Source organism: Desulfovibrio intestinivivus (genome assembly GCF_053570665.1).
Map to the genome: position 1 here is coordinate 1,368,922 of NZ_JBRBQT010000001.1, position 21,200 is coordinate 1,390,121.

A 21,200-nucleotide genomic window follows, 5' to 3' on the forward strand; every position below is an offset into this window, starting at 1 on the left:
CGTGGTTAAAATTGGAAGTACAGGAAGGTCGCCTTGCGCGAAACCAGAATCAGGGTGAGGAAGGCCATAACGGCCAGCCCCGTAGCCCAGGCGGCTGTGGGCCGCCAGCTCAGGCGCGGGCGGCTTCCATCGCGTCTGCCGTGCAGAATCTCGCGGCTGTTGGGCAGCGCCCAGACCACCAGAAAGCTCACCAGCAGCAGGGCAAAGGGAACCCATCCCTGAATGTAGTTGTTGGGCAGCCAGCGGGCCACCAGGGCGGCAAAGCCCGTAAGCCCGTCGGTTGTTGCGCTCAGGCCCGCCGCTTCACGCGTAAACGGCCCTGTGAACATGGCTTTGAACATGCGGCCCGCGCCTTCAATTGTCAGCGCGCGGAACACAACCCAGCACAGATTGATGCAGAAAAATGTAAACAGGATGGAGCAGATGCGCAACGGCGCAAGGGCCAATACGCGCTCCAGCGTTTTGCCCTTGATGCAGGCGCGGAAAAAGTGGTTGATGCCCAGCATGGAACCGTGCAGCGCGCCCCAGACAATAAAGGTCCAGCCAGCGCCGTGCCACGCGCCGCCGATCAGCATGGTCAGAAACAGGTTGCGGTACTGCATGAGCCGCCCTTTGCGGTTGCCGCCAAGGGGGATGTACAGAAAATCGCGCAGCCACGAACTGAGCGTGATGTGCCAGCGCCGCCAGAAGTCCACAATGCCTGTGGATTTATAGGGCGAATCAAAGTTTTCCGGCAGTTTGAGGCCCAGCATGAGGGCAAGGCCAATGGCCATGTCCGTGTAGCCCGAAAAGTCGAAATACAGCTGGAAGGTATAGCACAGAGAACCCAGCCACGCCTCGGCCCCGCTGAGCGGAAAGGCCTTTTCCGCCGCATTGAAGACAGAGTCGGCGTACATGGCAATGCTGTCGGCCAGCAGAACCTTTTTGATCATGCCGAAGGTAAAAAGCGTAAAGCCCTGAGCCAGATTCTCAGCATTGGTGGGGGCAAGGGTATCAAACTGCGGGCCTATCTGCTCATAACGCACGATTGGCCCGGAAATCACATAGGGAAAACATGCGGAGAACAGCGCATGCCGCGTAAAGCCCTGAGGCGTTACCTGCCCACGGTATACGCTGACAAGCCAGGCGATCTGGATGAAGGTATAAAAAGAAATACCCAAGGGCAGCCCGGGCGGGGTGAAATGCCACTGCGCATGCAGCAGCGCCCCAAGATTCTGGGCCAGAAAGGCGGAATACTTGAACCACAGCAGGGGCAGCAGGTTGAGCACCAGAGCAAGGATAAGCAGACCCTTGCGGCTCAGGTGGAACCGGCAGCCAGCCTGCTTGCGCGAACCGCACAGGCAGGCCTTTTCGGCATCGCCTTCCGCGTTTTCAGCGGGGGCTGCATCCTGTTTTTGCTCTGGCTCTGGCGCTGCCAGGGCAAGGGCAAAGGCATAGTTCATGCCCAGAATCACAGCCAGCAGAATCAGGAAGGGCAAACCCCACAAACCGTAAAATACTACGGAAAAAGCCAGCAGCACCAGGGCAAGACCCGTGGGGCCGTAGCCCTGGGTCAGCCGCCAGCATACCAGCAGCAGGGGTAGAAAGGCGAAAAGGAATGTGTACGAGTTGAAAAGCATGTGCGACTCCCGTTGGACGGCGTGGACATGCCCGCCGCGCTGGCGTCAGCCTGGATTCTTCCGAGTTTGCGGTGTGGGATGCTCCGCACTCTGCGGCTGAGCCGCCGAAATGCCGGGCACCCTGCTTTGATCCCCAGTGCCGCCTTGCGTTCCGCACAGCAGGGCAAGGCGGTTGCTCAAGCCCGGCATGCATGTCTGCCGTGCCGGGCTGTGCATTTTTTGTAGGCCAAATGGCAAAGAAAAAGCGCGCACGACAAGAAACGCGTCACACGCGCCCCCTCCGGCATGCCAAGGCTGCCGAGGCTCCGAGCTTGCCTAGGGGTTCAGCTCTGCGCGAAGCTTGCGCGAGAGGCGAAACACCATAACCTTGCGCGGCGGCAGGGTGATGGTTTCATCTGTCTTAGGGTTGCGGCCCTTGCGGGAGGCCTTGTCATAACACTCAAACTTGCCGAAGCCGCTGATAAGCAGGGCCCGGTCTTTTTTGATGGCGACCTTCATGATCTCCAGCAGTTTTTCTACCACGTTCTTGACATCTACGCGGTTTTTGTCCGTTTCTTCGTAGATGGCCTCCACGATGTCCGCTTTGGTCAGTGTTTTTTTCATAGTGCTCTCCGGCGCAGTGCGCTGGTATGGCTGAGTGGAACTCAGTGTCCCTAATGCCCCGCAGCAATGTTTGTCAGCTTCACACAAACGGAACTTTTGTGTAAAATACACGCAACTTACAGACAGAGCAAGATTTTTTTAAAAAAATCGCCTGCATGTTATTTGCCGTCCAATGCGCTCTACATACCGTTTCACAGTCAGCGAGCCCCATATGCCCCCCAAAAAAAAGTTTTTGTCCATGATCTTTATGGGCATTTCTTCACCCCTTTATAGGCAATCTCATTCCGAGAATACCTGCTGTGAAGCAGCCGCCGAACCACATATTGGGGGGCTGATATGGATATGACTCAGAATATTGCGCAACGTTCATCGCAAACTGGGGGCAAAGGGCGCGTAGTGCCGCTGGATTTTACATGGCTGCGGCGCAGTGCGGCACAAAGGCAGGCAGTGGTGCCAGTTTTTTTACCATTCAGGGGCTGCCCTGTGCGCTGTGTTTTTTGCGCGCAGGATGTGCAGACGGGTATTGGCGGTTGCCAAAATCCGGACAGGGCGGAAAGTTCGCGCGCCGCAAGTGTAGAGGGCCTGCTGCTCGCCGCACGGGAGAATCTTCGTCTGCGTCATGAAAGCGGGCAGGCTGCGGCGGAACTGGCATTTTACGGCGGCACGTTCACCGCATTGCCCGAGGAAGATCTGGCAGCCTGCCTTGATCTGGCCTGTGAGGCGCAGCAAAAAGGCTGGATAAGTTCCTTCCGCTGTTCAACCCGTCCGGACAGGGTCGATGCCCCAATACTGGAGAGGTTGCGCGCCGCAGGCTGCGGTGTGGTGGAGCTGGGCGTGCAGAGTTTTGCCGACAGTGCCCTTGCCGCCTCCCGCCGGGGCTATACCGGCGGCGCTGCCCAGGCGGCCTGCGCCCTTGTGCGGGCTGCGAACCTCAAGCTGGTGGTGCAGCTCTTGCCCGGCATGCCGGGGCATAGCACGCAGTTTTTTAGGGACGATGTGCCAACGGCCCTTGCTGCGGGCGCGCAGATGCTGCGGTTTTATCCCTGCCTTGTGCTTGAAGGCACCGGTCTTGCCGCCATGTGGCGCGAGGGGAGCTACAAACCCTGGCCGCTGGAGGATACGCTTGAAAGCCTTGCCCACGGCTGGCTCATGGCAGCGCGGGCCAACGTGTCCGTGATCCGCATGGGGCTTGCCCCGGAGCCGGGGCTGGAGAGTGCCGTTCTTGCCGGGCCTGTGGACAGGGAGCTTGGCGGCAGGGTCAAGGGCCGTGCCTTGCTGTTGGCGGTAAGGGAAGTGCTTGGCGAGGGTGCGGCAACACCAGCCGCGCAGTTTGATTTGCTGCTGCCCCGGGCCGCCCAGGGGTTCTTTTGGGGCGCGAAGGGTGAACTGCGCGCCAGATGGGCTGCGCTGGGGCTGCGCACGGTATTTTTTGACGATAACATCTCGCCGCAGCTTGTTTTCATCTAGGTCTGGTTGGAAGCGAAATGTTTTGCAGGGAGACGCCTTTTGTAAAAAGGTTTTTCCCACGCCCAGTTACTAAAATTCAAGCGCGGCCAGAGTAATACCGCGCAGGGCAAAACGCACAGAACCCGCGTTACGGCGGATTCTGTGCGTTTGTTGTCTGCTCTGGAAAAGGAGGCGGCCGCCGGGGGGGAACCGGCGGCCGAGAAGGGAGGGAGGGTGTTGATGGTTATAAGGTTCTGTTCAAAGGAGGAGGTTCTTGGAGGCTCCGTGATACCCCCCTTGGGGGTAGGGGGCAGGACGGAAATTTGTTCTCTGTGATTCTGTATATGTCAACCGCCTTGGGCGGACGAGTTGGGAGCGGCAATTTGGGTTAAGTTGTGGTTACTGGGCCGCGCCGTGCTGATGTTTCGCCGCAGCGGGTGCGTCCTTTTTGGGCATGGGGGCAGCGGCAGGCTTGCCCACTTCCTTTTCAAGACGCTGGGTCATGGTTTCGTGCATCTGACCGAGCTGCTTTCTGAGTTGCAGCAATTCGGTGGCAGTGGCGCGCACAGCCGCAATGTCGGGGTTGGAGGCATTTTGCAGGGCGCGCAGCTCCTGTCTCTTGATGAACATCTGGTCCTTTACGGGTTCCATCTGTTTGACGAACTCAGCCACAATGGCATCATACTTCTGCTGCTGTTCGGGGGTGTAGGCCCCACGCCCCATCATGCCGTGTCCCTGCATGCCAGGGCAGGGCATTTCACCCATGCAGCCGCCCATTTCCCGCATGCCTTCGGGCATATCGCCTGCGGGGCCAGGCTGGCTGTAGGCAGTTATGGCGCCACCCAGCAGGGTTGCGGCAAGTATGGCTGCGATGGCGATGTTTTTGGATTTCATGGAAGGCTACCTCGTAGTCTTTTTTCTCGTATATGGTTTCGTTGTTCCTGCAACGTTTGCTTCGTATATAGCAATGCGTGTGCCAACTAAATTTTATTTAATAAAATTAGTATTTTAATGTGGTGTTCCCTGTTGCCGTTGCGCCTGCGGGCAGAGAAGCGTATGTTTTTTATACATTCGGGCATTGTCTCTGTATAAAATTTGTACATCTGCATAATTTTCTTACAGGGGTCGCCGGGCAAAATTGAATAAAAAACGCGCCCGCCTTGAGGGCGGACGCGTGTTGTTGCGAGCAGATTGTCGCGGTTATTTGCTGGCGGAAGTGGACAGACCGGGATATTCCATGCTGCACCCGCGGGTTTGCGGGCTGCCAAGCGGAACGCCTACCTCAATACCCATGCGCTGGTCTGCTCGTTGCAGAAGGGCGCGCAGTTCATCTCGCAATTGCTGTAATTCATGCCCCAGACGGGGCAGCGTTTCCGGCGAGGTGGTCTGGTTGTAGCTCAGGTGGGCAAGCTCGTTTTTTTTCAGCATGATGCTTTTGCGCAGATCGTTCACCTTGGGGGAGTATTCGTCAATGACGGCCTGGGCTTTGGCCCGTTGCGCGGGCGAAAGCTGTTGCAGCCATGTCCGCATATCTGCGGCGTGGTTGGCTGCGGGGCTTCCCGGCGAAGGTGTATATTCCGCATAGTCGGTCTGATCCGCCGCCGTTGGCTGGGGGAGGCACAGACTGGCCAGAACACAAAGGGAAAGAAGGGGTTTCATCATAAAAGACCTTCTGAAGAATAAACTCGTCCCGCTCTCATACCAATCACTGAGCGGGGTGGCAAGATTCCCGGCTTTGTGGGCACAAGGAATGATTATTTTATTGCAAAAAGCGTGCAAATTTTTTTACTCGTGGTGCGCCCTTGGCGGTGCCGCCGCAATACAGAGTGTGCCGTATGAACATGGAAAACAGCACGGCTGAAAAAAACGGGCAGGAAGCTGCGCAACAGGGCACAGCCGCAGCAAACCCCACAAATCCCGCAAGTCCCACAGACAAGGCGCGGACAGCGCAGGCAACCGCTGTTGGCGCGCATACGCCGCTCGGCCTGCTGCTGGGCGGGGCCGCCGTTGTGCTGGCCCTAATGGTGACGCTGCTGACCCTTATTTCCATTGACCGCAGCGAGGCGGCCATGGCCCGCCTGCTGGCGGAAAAGGGCTCATCGCTGATCATCGCCTTTGAGAGCATCCTGCGCTCGGGCATGCGCAGCGAGGCTGGCGTCCGCCTTCAGGTGCTGCTGGAAGAAATGGGTGAAAGCCCCGGCATTGTTTTTGTGGCCGTGACCATGCCTGACGGCACCATTGTGGCGCACAGCAATCCTGCCCGGCTTGGCGAAATTTTGCAGGTGGGCTCGCACGAAGCCGATGAGGCCACCATGCGCGATCTTGCCCCCGACATGCTGCCCCACTGGGGCATCATGCGCATGGAGGGGCGGCGCGTGTTTGCCGTGTACAGGCAATTTTCGCCGGGCATACGCGATCTGCCGAGGGGCTTTCCCCTGCCGGTGATTTTTCTCGGGCTTGACCTTTCGCCCTTTGAAATAACGCGCAGCCAGAACCGGGACTACGTAGCCATGCTGGCCGCTGTGACCCTGCTGGTGGGGCTGGCCTGTCTGGTGGCCCTGTACTATGCCGAGCGGGCGCGGGAGTCGCGTCAGCGGCAGCGCATGGCCGAGGGCAAGGTGCGCCGGCTTGAAGAAGAAGTGCGCCGCAAGGAAAAACTGGCCGCTGTGGGCAATCTGGCCGCAGGCGTTGCGCACGAAATCCGCAATCCTCTCAGCTCCATCAAGGGCTACGCCACCTACTTCGGTCAGCGTTTTCCCGAAGGAAGCGAAGACCGCGAAGCCGCCAATGTGATGGTGCATGAGGTTGACCGACTCAATCGCGTAATTATGGATCTCATAGGTCTCTCGCGTCCCAGCGATGTGAGCCCGCACCCGGCGGATCTCAAACTTGTGGTGGATCACGTGACTCGCCTCATCCATCAGGATGCGGACAAGCGCAATGTCAAGATTGTCTGCCGTTCGCCCCGGCGGGTGCCGCTGGCCCTGGCCGACCCTGAGCGCATGGGGCAGGCCCTGTTGAACCTCTGCCTCAATGCTCTGGACGCCATGCCCGATGGCGGGCAGCTCACGCTTGCCATTGTGGAGCGCAAGGGGCGCGTGTGCCTTATGGTGCGTGATAACGGCACAGGTATTGAGGCCAGCCAGTTGCCGCATATTTTTGACCCCTACTATACCACCAAGGGGCAGGGTACGGGGCTGGGGCTTGCCATGGTGCACAAGATTGTGGAAGCCCACGACGGCGAAATCAGCGTTACCTCGCGCCCCGCGCAAACTGCGCGCCGTGGGGAGACCACGTTCAGCATCTGGCTGCCCCGCGCGGCAGAAGGCGCAGTGGCGCAGGGCAATCGTAAAAAATAACCTGCGCGGCTGCGGCGCGGCCCGGGATTTCAGGTTTATGCCAAGCATAAAGTGAGGATATGGTGAGCAACTGCATACTGGTTGTAGACGATGACGATGCACACCGCGGCATGCTGCGCACCATGCTGCGCTCTTGGGGCTATGCTGTGGAAGAAGCCACGGACGGCGACGAGGCCATTCCGCTGGTGCGCGAAAAATCCTTTGACGCCGTGCTGACTGACGTGCGCATGGCGCGCATGGACGGCATCCACGCGCTCAAAAACATTCTTGAATATAATCCGGCTCTGCCCGTGGTGCTCATGACGGCCTATTCATCAGTGGAAACAGCCGTGGAAGCTCTGCGCCTCGGCGCATACGACTATCTGGTCAAGCCGCTGGATTTTGAGGCTCTCAGGCATACGCTTGAAAAAGCCATTGAGCATTCGCGCCTCAGTGTGGAAAACCGCGAGCTGCGCCGTCAGCTCAGCGATGCCGCAGCGCGCCCCGGCATCCTTGGTCGCAGCGCCCCCATCCGCGCCATGCAGGAGATTATCGCCACTGTTGCCCCAACTGAGGCCACAGTGCTCATTTCCGGCGAATCCGGCACAGGCAAGGAACTGGTGGCCCGCGCCCTGCACTGCGCCAGCGCAAGAGCGGATAAACCGCTGGTAACAGTGAACTGCGCGGCCCTGGCCGAAAATCTGCTGGAATCCGAGCTGTTCGGGCACGAAAAGGGCTCGTTCACCGGCGCGGATCGCCGCCGCGAGGGGCGCTTTGCCCAGGCCAACGGCGGCTCGCTTTTCCTGGACGAAATCGGCGAGATGCCGCTTGCCCTTCAGTCAAAGCTCTTGCGCGCCTTGCAGCAGGGCGAGGTGCAGCGCGTGGGGGCCGATGCCGCCATAACCGTGGATGTGCGCATACTGGCGGCCACCAACCGCGACCTGCGCGAAGAAGTGGCCCAAAAGCGCTTTCGCGAGGATCTGTATTTCCGCCTCAATGTTATCTGTATTGAAGTGCCGCCCCTGCGCGACCGCGCCGAGGATATCCCCGTGCTTGCCGCGCATTTTCTGGAACGCTTTGCCAGCCGCAACCGCAAAAGCGTGCGTGGATTTTCGCCGCAAGCTCTGGCCTGCATGCTGCGTTACGGCTGGCCCGGCAATGTGCGCGAACTGGAAAACGCCGTGGAACGCGCCGTGATTCTCTGCAACGGCGACCTCATCACCGAGCGCGAACTGCCCTCTGTGGTCACAGGCCCCGCCCTGCCCGACGAGCGCCAGCCCGAGGTGGACGCCTCCCTGGCAGGCCTGCCCCTTGATGCCGTGGAGCGCCGCGCCATCGAGGAAACCCTGCGCCAGACAGGCGATAACAAGAGCGAGGCGGCCCGGCAGTTGGGAATTACGAGGGCTACTCTGCATAACAAGCTCCGCAAGTACGGCCTTGAGTGATCGGGTTCTTTTGCGCGCTGACGGCGTTCCGCTGCGGAGGCGACATCGGTCATGGACCGAACCGTCCACTCCCTCTGTCGCTCCTTGCGGGCCTCGTCAACGCACAAAATTTCCACATACAAAAGACAGTCGAAAAGTTATTGCCGTGTAAAACACTCCCGCCAGTAAAAGGCGATAGGAAGTTTCCTTCGTCGGAAAAGGCAGCGGAGTGCAGTGACAAGCTCATGAATTAGCAGGCAAGATTGGGTGAATCGGGGTTCTTGAGGGCGCAGCCCTTGAACCGCCGGAGGCGTTTTTTGTCCATTCTCCCATCAGCGCCGCGCATCCTTGCCACAGGCCGCCGGGATCGGTATTGAACATACATGAGTGAATCCAAGAGCAACAACGGTGATTTCCCGGCTATGGACGTGAGCGCGGATAGGCTTGACCGGATTGCGGATTTTTTTAACGAAGTCGGCATGCTGCGGCATACGCCCCGCACGGGTTACGCCTTTTTGGGCACCGGGCAGGAGAACGTGGCCGAACATTCTTACCGGGTGAGCGTCATGGGCTATGTGCTGGCTCGCATGTGCGATATGGATCCAGCGCGGGTGACGTATCTTTGCCTGTTCCATGATTTGCACGAGGCGCGCACGGGCGATCTGAACTACGTGAACCACCGCTATGCGCAGTGCCAGGCCCGCAAGGCGCTGGAAGACTGCGTGGATGGAACCGGGCTTGAGGGAGACGTGCTGCCCCTCTGGGACGAGCTGGAGGAAGAAGCCAGCCGTGAGGCCATTCTGGCGCACGATGCCGACCAGCTTGATCTCATCTGCAACCTCAAGGCCGAGCTGGACAAGGGCAATGCCTTTGCCGCCCAGTGGCTGGAAAGCGCGGTAAAGCGTCTGCGCAGCCCTGCGGCGCAGCAGGTGGCAGAGGCTGTGCTGCGTGCGGATCACAACCGCTGGTGGTATGGGCAGGTTGAGCGGGAATGGTGGGTGCGGCGAGGTCGCTAAAAACAGATTTTCAGAAGTATGAAAGGCCCGAAACCGGGCGGCGCATTGCCGCGTCATCCGGTCTCGGGCCTTATTTGATGTTTTGTTGGGGAGCCGGGCAGCCTTTTAACTGGCAGTCTGCTTTTTCCCCGCAACACATCCCGCAGTTATAACGCCCTAGGCGACCACAGTGCCAAGCGGGGCATCGTCAAGCAGGTAGCGGCGCAGGCTTGAAGGCGAACGCCCGTCAAGAATGAGCGCGCGTTGGCAGCCTGCGTCCAGGGCGTTAAGGCAGGCTTCCACCTTGGGGATCATCCCCCCGGTGATGACGCCCGCCTCACGCAGGTTCTGGATTTCCGTACGGTTGAGGCTGGGAATGATCCTTCCGTCAGCATCCAGCACGCCGGGAACATCAGAGATCAGCACAAAATATTCCGCGCCGATGGCCCCTGCCAGCGCGCCTGCGGCGGTGTCGGCATTGATGTTCAGGGCTTCGCCGTCCGGTCCGGAGGCCACAGGGGCCACAACGGGCACAAAGCCTCCATTCAGCAGGCAGCGGGGCAGGGCGGGGTCGACCGTTTCCACAGTACCCACCAAGCCGAGGGCGGGATTCTTCACCTTTGCGCGCAGCAGCCCGCCATCGCGGCCTGAAATGCCCGCAGCGCGCACGCCCTGACGTGTAAATTCGTTGACCACGGCCTTGTTCACCTGCCCGCACAGCACCATTTCAACAGCTTCCATGGTGGCGGCATCTGTAACGCGCAGGCCGTCCACAAAATGGCTTTCAATGCTCAGGCGTTTGAGCAGGGCAGAAATCTGCGGGCCGCCGCCGTGCACCACCACAAGGCCCATGCCCTGTTCGGTAAGCTGCGCAAGGTCTGCTGCAAAGGCCGAACTGAGTTCGGGCTTGTCCATGGCGTGTCCGCCGTATTTGATAACGACTGTAGCGTTTTTCATCTGTTTGATCCTTTGGCCGTCTGGCCGGAAAGGCTGCTCCGCCTCGTTCGCGCTTAGGCGCAGGCGCGGGCCTTTCATCAGTATTGCGTACTTGGTTTACAGTTGGAAGCACTAGCACCCTGTGCGCCGCCCTGCAAGAGTCGTATGTGACAAGCGTGTGGCGATGCGTAAAATTTTTGATTGTTGCCGTGAGCAAATTACGTTGGCCCCTGGCAGCCCAACCTTCCCCGGCATTGTCTTGGAGTAGCAAAACAGCTATGTATGGTACAATGGAAAACGGGGGAGTTATGGCCGCAAAAAGCGCTGCAAAAGACGCGTCCCGCAATGAGGACTGGAACAGCGAAGCCTTGGCTGCTGCCAATGTGGGGCTGTGGGTCATTGATATCGACAGAAACACCGGTCATATATCCATGCTTGCCAATCCGGTGACCCTGCGCCTGCTTGGTGCAAGCGAAGAAATGACCCCCGCAGAATGCTTCAACTTCTGGGTGGACAGGGTTGATGCCCGCTCCCGCCCCCATCTGTGGGCCATCCATGACGAATTTATTGCAGACACGGCCATGCATGAAGTGCGCTACCAGTACAACCATCCCACGTGGGGGCTGGTGCCTGTGCGCTGCGGCGGGCGGCGCATCAGCGCCGATAATGATGATGTTGTGCGGGTTGTCGGCTATCATCAGGATATGACGGAGCTGCACGAGGCGCATCAGAGCCTGCGCGAGGGGCTTGTGCGGCTTTCGCTGGCCTGTCGCCTGGGCTGGCTTGGAGTTTTTGAGATAGCGCGCCTTGAAAATTCCGGTCTGGACATCACAGGCAATGATGTTTTTTATGAGCAGTTTGGCATCAATACGGCCGCAAACACGGCGGACAGACTTGAGATCCTGGGTTCGCGCATTGTAAGCGAGGATCAGCCCAAGTGGCGCAAACTGTGCGACCCCGCCGGGTGGACGGCTGGCGGGCAGAAGCATCTGGACTTGCGGGTTGCTCACCCGCGTAAGGGCTTGCGCTGGTATGCCCTGGCCTATGAGATTGTGAGCGGGCCGGGAGTGCTGCGCATTGCCGGTTATATCAGCGATGTGACGGAGGCGCGCCAGCACGAGCGCATCCTGCGCGAGGCCAAGGAGGCCGCCGAAGCCGCCAATGCCGCCAAGAGCATTTTTCTGGCCAACATGAGCCACGAGATACGCACCCCCATGAACGGCATCATGGGCATGGCGCATCTGGTGCTCAACACCCCCCTGAATCCCCAGCAGCGGGATTATGTGGAAAAAATCCATGCAACCTGTGAATCGCTGCTGGATATCATCAACGATTTGCTGGATTTTTCAAAAATTGAGGCCAACCATCTGGAGCTTGAAAATCTGCCTTTTGAACCGCGCAAGGAACTTGAGTCGGTCATGTCCCTGCTGCGGCCCAAGGTTGGGCACAAGCTCAAGGATTTCAGTCTTGAGAGTCACATGGACCCTCGCATCCCGGAAATCCTCTCCGGTGACGCCCTGCGCCTGCGGCAGATTCTGCTGAATCTGGGCGGCAACGCCCTGAAATTTTCCGAGCGCGGCACGGTGCGTCTGGCCGTGGAGCTGCTGGAACAAAGTGACGGCAAGGCGCGGCTGGCCTTTCTTGTGAGCGATGAAGGCATTGGCATGTCGCCCGATGAACTGGCCCGCGCATTTACGCCTTTTTCGCAGGCGGATACGTCCATCACCCGCAGATTTGGCGGCACGGGGCTTGGCCTCTCCTTATGCCGCCGCCTGATCGCCCTCATGGGCGGGAGCATTTCCGTGCAGAGCGAGCCGGGTCAGGGGAGCGTTTTTCGTGTGGAACTGCCCTTTGCCATTTGCAGTCAAGACTGCGCGCAGGAGCAGGCAGAAGAAAGCAGCGGGGACGAAGCCGCGTCGCTTCAGGGCCTGCGGGTGCTTTTGGCCGAAGACGGCGATATTAACCGCGAGATCATGGAAGTGCTGCTGGAAGACATGGGCATAACCTGCATTTCTGCCGTCAACGGGCAGGAGGCCGTGGAAATCTGGAACCAGCGGAGCGCGGAGATTGATATTGTCCTCATGGATGTGCAGATGCCGGTTATGGACGGCTATTCCGCCACGCGCGCCATCAGGGCCAGTAACCTGCCGGAGGCGAAAACCGTGCCCATTATCGCCATGACGGCCTATGCCATGCGGGGCGATGCGGAACGCAGCATGCAGGAAGGCATGGACGCGCACCTGACCAAGCCCGTTAACCTTGCCGATCTGCGGCGCACGCTCAAACTTTTCAGCCGCAACCCGGCAGAGTAGAAATGTCTGATGCTCTGCGGACGGCAGCAGGCTTGCCGGACGCGGCAAAGCCGCCTTCACTTGCGCAGCGGCCCTTGACACTCAGCCGCCCATGCGCGACCTTCCCCCCAACGCCAGTTTCAAGGAAAGCAACATGACTCAAGTGGTAACCCGATTTGCACCCAGCCCGACAGGGCATCTGCACATAGGCGGTGCACGTACCGCCATTTTTTGCTGGCTTCTGGCCCGCCACTCCGGCGGACGTTTTCATCTGCGCATTGAAGACACTGATTTGCTGCGCTCCAAGCAGGAATATACCGATTCCATCTTAGCCTCCATGCGCTGGCTTGGGCTGGACTGGGACGGCGAGCTGACCTACCAGACCCAGCGGGCCGACGTGTACAACCGCTATGTGGACAAGCTGCTGGAAACAGGCCACGCCTACTGGTGCTCCTGCACGCCGGAAGAAGTGGAAGCCATGCGCGAAGAAGCCCGTCAGAACGGCCTCAAGCCTCGCTATAACGGACGCTGCCGCGAACGGAACATCGGCCCCGGCGAGGGGCACTGCGTGCGCCTCAAGGCGCCTGTGGCGGGCAAGGTGGTTTTTGACGATCTGGTGAAGGGCAAGATAGCCGTGGATGTCACCGAACTGGACGACATGGTTATCCGCCGCGCAGACGGCATGCCCACCTACAATATGGCCGTGGTGGTGGACGACTACGAAATGGGCATCACCCATGTTGTTCGCGGCGACGACCACGTTTCCAACACGCCGCGCCAGATTCTTATTTATGAAGCTCTGGGTCTGCCCGTGCCCCGCTTTGGGCATGTGCCCATGATCCTTGGCCCGGATCGGCAAAAGCTCTCCAAGCGCCACGGCGCGCGGGCTGTCATTGAGTATCAGCAGGACGGCCTGTTGCCTCAGGCTCTGGTGAACTATCTGGTGCGGCTTGGCTGGTCGCACGGCAATCAGGAGCTGTTTACCAAGGAAGAGCTGATCGAATACTTTGACGGCACCAATCTGAATCCTGCCGCTGCGGCCTTTGACCCGGCCAAGCTGGAATGGTGCAACGCCCATTTCATGCGTGAGCTACCCCTGCCAGAACTGGCGGCGCTGGTTGCGCCCTTTGTGGAAGAGGCCGGGCTTGGCGCATTGCCGCAGGAAAAGCTTGAGCCATTGTGCGTCATGTTCCGCGAGCGGGCCAACAACCTCAAGGCGCTGGGCGAGGCCTTCCGTCCGTTGGTGGTGCCTGCCGCAGAACTCAGCTATGTGGAAAAGGACACGGCCAAGCATTTTACCGATGCGGGCAAGGCGCATTTGCAGGCCCTCTCGGCTGTTTTTGCCGCGTGCGAACCTTTTACCGCTGAAGCTCTCGAGGCCGCGCTCAACGCCTATGTTGCCGACAACGGGCTGAAGTTCAAGGAAGTGGCCCCGCCTCTGCGCACGGCTCTCATGGGCTTTATGGGCGGCTCGCACCTCAATGAAATCATGGCCTTTCTGGGCAAGCAGGAAACCCTTGCCCGACTGCAACGGGCTATGGGCTAACAGGCGTTTTATTGTCAAAACCTCACGCAACGGGCAGTTTTGCCACGAGTGCCTGAGTTGATTTGAGCGGCGAGGGTATCCGGTTTTTTACTGCCGGATACCCTCGTGCCGCAGAATGGGCGTATGTTACCCTCAGGCGGCCTTCCTGCCCCCGTGCACTGACGCGTCTGAGCCCGGTTGCCTGAAGCGTGCGCTTCTTCTGAAGCAGCAAGCTTGCGCATCCGCGCTGGTATTGAGATTGCATGCAAGGGAAGGTGGAAAAGAGTGCCTTTGCGGCCTTGCGTCTTTTCAGGGGGGATAATGCCGGATCTACAGGGCGAGGATGTTGCGGGCGCGCCATGCCCGAGCCATAGCAGCAGACCGCTGGTGTCTTTTTTTGCGGCAGGCCGCAATGTGCAGGAGTATGTGGAGCAGGCCATGCGCTCCATGCTCGACCAGACGGTTGACGATTTTGAATTGCTCATGCTGGATGACGGCTCCACCGACAAAACCTACGACGTTATGATGGGCGTGCAGGACCCGCGCGTGCAGGTTTTGCGCAATGCAGAGGGGCAGGGCATCGCGCGCAGTCTCAACCGGCTTATGTCCCAGTGCCGGGGGCGGTACTGGGCGCACATGGACGCGGACGATATCTGCGCTCCACAGCGCCTGGAAAAGCAGCTTCAGCTCATGCAGGCAAACCCCGATATTGGTATCTGTGGGTGCCATTTTGTGGCCTTTCTGCCATCCGGTGAGGGCGGGCTTTTCAGGCTGCCTCTTGATTCAGAAAGCATCAAGGCCAACTTGCTCTTCAAAGCGCCGATGGCGCATCCTTTTGTGACCTTTGACGGGGATCTTTTTTCCCGCCTTGGCATACAGTATTCTGAAAAAATGATCTGCGCTCTGGATTACGAGCTTTACCTCAGGATATTTCTGCGTCATCCGCAGATGGCTTTTGCCAATGTGGATGATGTGCTCGGGTTTTATCGCAGGCATGACGCCCAGATTTCCACGGCCCGCAGCACAGAGCAGGCGCAATATGCCTTCAGGGCGCAGATGCAGGTATTCCAGGCTCTAGGTGTTGCGCCTGGCAACCGACTGATGATGCATCACCGCCATCTGTATGGCGGTGCCCCCGTTGAAACCGCTGAAGAGATGTCTGGGCTTGTGGATTGGGCTGTCACCCTGCGCATGGCCAACGCAACCAGAAAACTTTTTTCGCCTGATCTGTTCAGTGCCCTGTTGCATGATCGGCTTGCGGCCGCCATGCAGCGCAGTCCGCATTTGGCGCAGCCCCACATGTGGCGGCTGCAAAAGTGGAATTGTCAGCAATGACAGGGCCGCACTGATGGACCTCACGGGCCAGAAAGGCATGGCGCCTGCCGCAACCGTGCGCAATGAGGTAATGATGGATACCACTCTTCCTCCCCAGGAAAGCTTGCAGCCCCAGATGAGCGAAGCCGAAGTGGCCCTCATGGACAAATATACGCCGGATGGCTGCATTCTCGAATTTGGGGCTGGCGGAAGCTCGGCCTTTTTTGCAGAAAAAGGCGTACGCCAGCTGATCAGCGTTGAATCTGACCGGGAGTGGATAAACCGCATGCTGCTGGGCAACAGCACTCTGCGGGAATGGGCCAAGGCGCGGCGCTGGTGCCCCTTTCATGTAGAGATAGGGGCTACGGGCGAATGGGGATTTCCTCTGTCGCATGAGCCTGACGTGGCATGGCTTAACTACCATCAGGTCATATGGGATGCCGTTGACGCCTCAAGCCTGGATTTTGTGCTTGTGGACGGAAGGTTCCGGGTTGCCTGCGCCTTGCAGCTACTGCTGCGCACCAGGGAGAAAACGCCGCTGATCATGGTGCACGATTTTACGCCCCGCGAGTATTATCATGTGCTGCTTGAGTATTTTGACGTGGTTGAGCAGGCCGATACCGCCGTCATTCTGGAGCGCAAGACGCCAGTATCCTTTGCAGAAGTGGCTCTATGCGTGCAGCGGCATCAGTTTGACAACCGGTAGGCCTGTGCAGAACCGTTTGCGGACTGGCACCGTTTGAGGAAGGCGACCTGTCGGTATGGCAGGCCCAATAGCTCTTTTTTTGACCGCATCCATGCCCATCCCTGCAACTCACGGTGATTGCGCATAAAGGAGCCGCAATGTCTTTTCCGATCGATGTAGCCGCTATCCAGCGTACGGCGCTTGTGAAGGTGGATGGTGGCCTGGGCAGTCAAATGTGGCAATACGCCCTTTCGTTGGCTGTGGGGAAACACAGTTCCTTTACGGTAAAACACGATTTGTCCTGGTTTCGCCATTACGGCAAAGATATACGCGGGGTCGAAAACAGGTTTTTTATCCTTAACCGAGTTTTTACCAATATCAATTTGCGCTTGCCTTCTGAAAACGAACGTCTGTTCTTTCATATAGCTCTCAATCGCTATCCCGACAGCATTTGTAATTTTGATCCTGAAATATTTGCCCTGAAACAGCCCACCTACCTCGGCGGCTATTATGTCAATGCGCAGTATGTAACCAGTGCGGAAAAAGAAATCCGCGAGGCCTACGTGTTTGCGCCGGCGGTGGAAGAGAGCAACCAGGCCATGCTGCAAACCATACATGCCGCGCCGATGCCGGTAGCCGTGCACGTACGCCGCGGCGACTACATTGGCTCAATGCATGAGGTGCTTACCCCACGGTATTTTGAACGCGCCTTCAAAATTTTGGCAGCGGCTTTGCAGCCAAAGCCAACGTTTTTTGTTTTTTCCAACGGTATGGAGTGGACAAAAAAAGCCTTCGCCGGTCTTCCCTACGATTTTGTTTATGTGGATGCCAACGACAACGACAATGTCGCCGGGGATCTCTTTTTGATGACGCAGTGTAAACACTTCATCATCTCAAACTCTTCGCTGAGCTGGTGGGGGGCCTGGCTTTCGCAGCGGGCGGAGAATAAAACCGTCATCATGCCCAGCAAGTGGCGTGGCGGTAAAAGCCCCATCCCGGGAGAATGCATGCGAGTGGAAGGCTGGCATATGTGCCCGGTAGAATAACGGGCGCACACCCTGTTTTTTGCATTTTTTGCGGCAACGATCAGCGATACTGGGGGATATGTGAAAAGTGAAGAAATGGCGCTGAAAGAACGGTTTCTTCTGCGGTTTCTGGAAGTGGCGGAGCAGCTGCAAGATGGCGGGCGTTTCCTCTGCCGCAAGGAAGATCTGCACCCCTGTCTGAATGATGCGCAGGGCACAACCCCCTTTGACGCCCATTATATCTACCATACGGCGTGGGCGGCACGCGTTCTTGCACGCACGCGGCCTGCAAGCCATATAGACATTTCTTCGAGCCTCTATTTTGTGTCTATCGCGTCGGCCTTTGTGCCCATCACGTTTTACGACTATCGTCCCGCCCCCCTTACCCTTGGCAACCTGCGCTGCAAGCGGGCCGACCTTACCAGCCTCCCCTTTGCTGATGAAAGTGTGGATTCCCTGTCGTGCATGCACGTTGTGGAGCATATTGGCCTTGAGCGCTACGGCGATCCTTTTTCCCCGCAGGGGGATATTACAGCCATGCGCGAACTGGTGCGTGTTCTTGGCAAGGGGGGGCGTCTGCTCTTTGTTGTTCCCATAGGCGGGGTGGCAAAAATTCACTACAACGCCCACCGTATCTACACATACAGCGCGGTTTTAGAGGCCTTTGGCTCCCTGTGTCTTGAGGAATTTGCCCTTGTCACCGACAGGGGAGAATTCATTGCGCATGCCTCAGAAGCGGAAGCGCAGCAACAGAAGTACGGCTGCGGTTGCTTTCTTTTCAGAAAACAGAAGTAGCCTGCATGCCGCCTGAACTGCTGGAGGGGGCTGGCCGCGTCAATTGGGCCTTCTGCACTGACAGTGTTTTGGGATAGGGGCGACAGGGGAAGCCGGGCGACGTGTTTTGGATTTTGTCAGGGGCTTACTGGTACAAGGGACTCATGGACCGCAGTAGGTTGATGAACAGGCCGTCCAGCCCCTGCACAAAGGATGCGATGCGGTCAGACATGATGACCATGAGCAGCCCCAGAAAGAAAAAGCCCACCATCACCTTGATGGGGAAACCAAATTCCATAATGGGTATCTGCGGCGAGGTGCGGGCCATGAGGCCCAGCGACACTTCAACCATGAACAGGGCCACCATGACCGGGGCTGCGATCTGCAAGGCCAGCACAAACATCTGCGAGGCCAGATACAGGATCTGACGCAGCACCACAGGCCCGAGAAACAACCCTCCCGGCGGCACCAGGTCAAATGAGGCCGCAAATCCCTTGATCATATACAGATGCCCGTCAAGACTAAGAAAAACGAGCAGGGACACCATCCACAGAAAAAATGCCGTGACGCCTGTCTGGTTGCCGGTGAGCGGATCGGCAAAGTTGATCATGGTAAAGCCCATCTGAAAGCCTAGCAGCTCACCGCCCGCCTGAATGCCCATAAACAGAAAATTGACGGCCATGCCAAGTACCAGACCCAGCACCATCTCTCCCAGCATCATGAGCGCCACGTCAAAGGGATGCGCAGGCAATGCGGCGGCTGGGAGCGTGAGGTGCGGCCATACGCCCAGGCAAAAAACAATGGTTATGGCCGCCTTGACCTGCGTGGGGATGTTGTTGGTGGAAAATACGGGCAGCATGAACATGACGATACTTACGCGCATCATGGTGAGCAGCAGGCTGAGCACACTGGCCGGTTCGTAATTATAAACATCCATATATTGAGTTTTGCAAAAAGGTTGCCAAGTATTTCGTCACGCTTGTGACGCCCAAGGACAGGAGAGCGAATTGATTGGAGCGGCAAGCCTGAAATGGGTGTCACGCGATACCAGCATCGAACGGTTCCCGGTATGGCTTGCTTGATGCGTTCTGTCCTGGGTACTACTGTGACGCACCTACTATCACTGCTGCAAGGGGATATTATGGCCATTCCCACATCACGCACGCAAAGCGCGGCCACTGTCTGCATTGAAACCGCACTCTGCACTGGCTGTGGCCAGTGCGTTGCCGTATGCAAGGATTTTGGCCTGCGGCTTGAAGGCGGCAAGGCCAGTCGTGCACCCCAACCTCTTTTTGGCTGCGTGGGTTGCGGTCATTGCATGGCTGTTTGCCCCGTCGGGGCCATAACCGTGCGGGGCCGGACGCTGGGGCCGGACGATGTGTTTCCCTTGCCGCCCAGGAGCAGCGCCGCGAGTTTTGATGCGTACTACGCCCTGTTGCGGCGGCGTAGAAGTGTGCGCGAATTTATGCCCGCCGAGGTGGAGCCAGGGCTGGTTGAACGCATCCTTGACGCAGCTCGCACCGCGCCCATGGGCGTACCACCTTCAGACGTCAATGTGCTTGTGCTGGACAGCCGGGAGAAAAACCGCGCCTTCGCCAGCGATTTTTGCGCACACCTCAAAACCCTTGGCTGGCTCACTGCCCCATGGTTTCTTGCGCTCATGCGCCCAGTCTGGGGCAAGGCCAATGACGGGCTGTTCCGCAATTTTGTCCGGCCTGCGCTGGCGGCGTTCACGTCTTCAATGGATGCGGGGAAAAATATCGTTACCTATGACGCGCCCCTGACCATGTATTTTTACGGTTCGCCCTGGGCAGACCCCGCGGATCCGCTGGTGGCCGCATCCCTTGCCATGCTGGCTGGCGAGGCTCTGGGCCTTGGCACCTGTATGATAGGTTCCATCCACCCTTTGTTGCAGTGGGGCGGCAGCGCTGCGCGTTTTCGCAAACGGCATGGCATCCGCTGCAAAAGCCGCGAGGGCGTGGCGGTGCTGTTTGGATATCCGAGCGTCCACTATAGCAAGGGTATTGAACGGAGTTTTGCCTCGGTGCACAGGGCATAGACATCATTTATATAAAAAGCGCCGCAGGATATGTTCCTGCGGCGCTGGTAAATCTGGCCGGGAGCTGATTGGAGCAAGGTTGCTCCGGCCCTTTATTTGTTCAGTTTTTCGGAAATAACTTCGCGTATGATCTTGTTCAAGCCGGGGAGGTCAGGCTTGGAAACCTGCCTGTCTGCCCCAACCTTTACGCCCTTTTCATACAGCGCATCGGTGATGAGCGAGGAGAACAGGATGATGGGCAGTGTGCTGAGGCCGGGGGTTTCACGGATTTTTGCCGTGAGCATGTGCCCGTCCATTTCCGGCATTTCAATGTCGGAAATAACCAGATGCACCACATCCGTAAGTTCCTTGCCCTTGGCCTGGGCTTCCTCACGGGTGTGCATCAAAAAATCCCACGCAGCGCGCCCGCTGCCCACAGCCGTGACCTGGAAACCGGATTTTTCCAGCGACGACTGCATGACGTTGCGCAGAGAGCTTGAATCGTCAGCCACCAGCAGGTGAAACTGACCAGCGCCTTCCACTGGGGTGGTGTCCACCTCAACCTGCGACATGTCCAGCGTGCTGTCGAGGCTGGCGAGAATTTTTTCCATGTCCAGAATAAAAAGCACGCGATCCTGAATGCGCAGAACGCCCGTGATGCTTTCGCGCGAATATGTCTGCACGTACTGGTTCGGCGGCTCAATGCGATCCCAGGTCATGCGGTGGATGCTGGTGACGGAGGAGACCATAAACGCCGCCTGCACGCCGCTGAATTCGGTGACAATGACCTTGGTGTTTTCTTCCGTGGCCATTTCTTTGCCCAGCCATGCGGCCAGGTTCAGTATGGGCAGCACCCTGCCGCGCAGATTGAACGTGCCAAGTACTGAAGGGTCGCACTTGCTGGGCACACTGGTGATATTGGGCAGCCGGATGATTTCAAGCACCTTGGCAACGTTGATGCCGTAATGCCCGCTGTAAACCTTGCCGTCCGGCTGCTTTTCATCAATGATAAATTCAATAATTTCAAGTTCGTTATTGCTAACGTTCAGCAAGCTGTTTTGCGACATGGCTTTCCATCCTGTGCTGCGGAAGGCGTGGCTTTCCACCGATATCGTGTGCTCCGTTTACGGGAACCGCTGTTGAGATGTATCGGCAGGATATGCATTCCCTTAAGGCCTTTGTTCAAA

The 21,200-nt window shown here is 58.2% G+C and carries 18 protein-coding genes; 11 read left to right on the forward strand and 7 right to left on the reverse strand.

Annotated features, from left to right (window positions below; genetic code table 11):
• Positions 1-5: 5 nt before the first annotated feature.
• Both ACUZ9P_RS05835 and ACUZ9P_RS05840 read right to left on the reverse strand, forming a co-directional pair.
• A complete protein-coding gene (locus tag ACUZ9P_RS05835) occupies positions 6-1,619 on the reverse strand; it encodes an MBOAT family O-acyltransferase (protein WP_449249007.1) in 1,614 nt (537 codons plus the stop codon).
• A gap of 315 nt (positions 1,620-1,934) precedes the next feature.
• Positions 1,935-2,222, reverse strand: a complete 288-nt coding sequence (locus tag ACUZ9P_RS05840) for an integration host factor subunit alpha (RefSeq protein WP_022657574.1) — start codon at positions 2,220-2,222, stop codon at positions 1,935-1,937.
• A 342-nt stretch (positions 2,223-2,564) separates the two neighbouring features.
• Here ACUZ9P_RS05840 and ACUZ9P_RS05845 point away from each other — a divergent pair, with 342 nt between their 5' ends.
• Positions 2,565-3,689: a radical SAM protein gene (locus ACUZ9P_RS05845; RefSeq protein WP_449250237.1), complete on the forward strand. Its 1,125-nt coding sequence runs from the start codon at positions 2,565-2,567 to the stop codon at positions 3,687-3,689.
• A gap of 378 nt (positions 3,690-4,067) precedes the next feature.
• Here the strand turns inward: ACUZ9P_RS05845 and ACUZ9P_RS05850 are convergent, their stop codons facing one another.
• Both ACUZ9P_RS05850 and ACUZ9P_RS05855 read right to left on the reverse strand, forming a co-directional pair.
• Positions 4,068-4,562: a Spy/CpxP family protein refolding chaperone gene (locus ACUZ9P_RS05850; RefSeq protein ID WP_449249008.1), complete on the reverse strand. Its 495-nt coding sequence runs from the start codon at positions 4,560-4,562 to the stop codon at positions 4,068-4,070.
• A gap of 306 nt (positions 4,563-4,868) precedes the next feature.
• On the reverse strand, positions 4,869-5,330 hold the full coding sequence (locus ACUZ9P_RS05855; RefSeq protein ID WP_449249009.1) for a periplasmic heavy metal sensor: 462 nt from the start codon (positions 5,328-5,330) through the stop codon (positions 4,869-4,871).
• A gap of 173 nt (positions 5,331-5,503) precedes the next feature.
• Between ACUZ9P_RS05855 and zraS the strand changes: the two genes are divergently transcribed.
• From zraS to ACUZ9P_RS05870, 3 genes are all read left to right on the forward strand, one after another.
• Positions 5,504-7,027, forward strand: a complete 1,524-nt coding sequence (zraS, locus tag ACUZ9P_RS05860) for a two-component system sensor histidine kinase ZraS (protein ID WP_449249010.1) — start codon at positions 5,504-5,506, stop codon at positions 7,025-7,027.
• A gap of 59 nt (positions 7,028-7,086) precedes the next feature.
• Positions 7,087-8,451, forward strand: coding sequence for a sigma-54-dependent transcriptional regulator (locus ACUZ9P_RS05865; RefSeq protein WP_209818577.1), 1,365 nt, complete (start codon positions 7,087-7,089; stop codon positions 8,449-8,451).
• Positions 8,452-8,813: 362 nt separating this feature from the next.
• Complete coding sequence (locus tag ACUZ9P_RS05870; RefSeq protein ID WP_449249011.1) at positions 8,814-9,446, forward strand: HD domain-containing protein; 633 nt, start codon at positions 8,814-8,816, stop codon at positions 9,444-9,446.
• Positions 9,447-9,602: 156 nt separating this feature from the next.
• Here ACUZ9P_RS05870 and argB read toward each other — a convergent pair whose 3' ends face one another.
• Positions 9,603-10,382, reverse strand: coding sequence for an acetylglutamate kinase (gene argB, locus ACUZ9P_RS05875; protein ID WP_298998509.1), 780 nt, complete (start codon positions 10,380-10,382; stop codon positions 9,603-9,605).
• Between the two features lie 287 nt (positions 10,383-10,669).
• Here argB and ACUZ9P_RS05880 point away from each other — a divergent pair, with 287 nt between their 5' ends.
• The 6 genes from ACUZ9P_RS05880 (at position 10,670) to ACUZ9P_RS05905 (ending at position 17,996) form a co-directional block, all read left to right on the forward strand.
• Positions 10,670-12,673 carry an ATP-binding protein gene (locus tag ACUZ9P_RS05880; protein ID WP_449249012.1) on the forward strand — a complete coding sequence of 668 codons (2,004 nt, stop codon included), beginning with the start codon at positions 10,670-10,672 and terminating at the stop codon, positions 12,671-12,673.
• A 133-nt stretch (positions 12,674-12,806) separates the two neighbouring features.
• The gene (gene gltX / locus ACUZ9P_RS05885; RefSeq protein WP_449249013.1) at positions 12,807-14,198 is read left to right on the forward strand and encodes a glutamate--tRNA ligase; all 1,392 of its coding nucleotides are present in this window, start codon (positions 12,807-12,809) and stop codon (positions 14,196-14,198) included.
• A gap of 300 nt (positions 14,199-14,498) precedes the next feature.
• On the forward strand, positions 14,499-15,512 hold the full coding sequence (locus tag ACUZ9P_RS05890) for a glycosyltransferase family 2 protein (protein ID WP_449249014.1): 1,014 nt from the start codon (positions 14,499-14,501) through the stop codon (positions 15,510-15,512).
• A gap of 73 nt (positions 15,513-15,585) precedes the next feature.
• A complete protein-coding gene (locus ACUZ9P_RS05895; RefSeq protein ID WP_449249015.1) occupies positions 15,586-16,197 on the forward strand; it encodes a hypothetical protein in 612 nt (203 codons plus the stop codon).
• Positions 16,198-16,334: 137 nt separating this feature from the next.
• Positions 16,335-17,222 (forward strand): alpha-1,2-fucosyltransferase, encoded by an 888-nt coding sequence (locus ACUZ9P_RS05900; protein WP_449249016.1) that lies wholly within the window; start codon positions 16,335-16,337, stop codon positions 17,220-17,222.
• A 60-nt stretch (positions 17,223-17,282) separates the two neighbouring features.
• The gene (locus tag ACUZ9P_RS05905) at positions 17,283-17,996 is read left to right on the forward strand and encodes a DUF268 domain-containing protein (RefSeq protein ID WP_449249017.1); all 714 of its coding nucleotides are present in this window, start codon (positions 17,283-17,285) and stop codon (positions 17,994-17,996) included.
• 124 nt (positions 17,997-18,120) lie between these two features.
• On the opposite strand, the gene fliR is transcribed toward ACUZ9P_RS05905, so the two are convergent.
• Entirely contained in the window at positions 18,121-18,912 is a 792-nt protein-coding gene (gene fliR, locus ACUZ9P_RS05910) for a flagellar biosynthetic protein FliR (protein ID WP_449249018.1), read from the reverse strand.
• 204 nt (positions 18,913-19,116) lie between these two features.
• Here fliR and ACUZ9P_RS05915 point away from each other — a divergent pair, with 204 nt between their 5' ends.
• Positions 19,117-20,034 (forward strand): nitroreductase family protein, encoded by a 918-nt coding sequence (locus ACUZ9P_RS05915; protein WP_449249019.1) that lies wholly within the window; start codon positions 19,117-19,119, stop codon positions 20,032-20,034.
• A gap of 92 nt (positions 20,035-20,126) precedes the next feature.
• On the opposite strand, the gene ACUZ9P_RS05920 is transcribed toward ACUZ9P_RS05915, so the two are convergent.
• Entirely contained in the window at positions 20,127-21,080 is a 954-nt protein-coding gene (locus tag ACUZ9P_RS05920) for a chemotaxis protein (RefSeq protein ID WP_192112167.1), read from the reverse strand.
• Positions 21,081-21,200 lie beyond the last annotated feature (120 nt).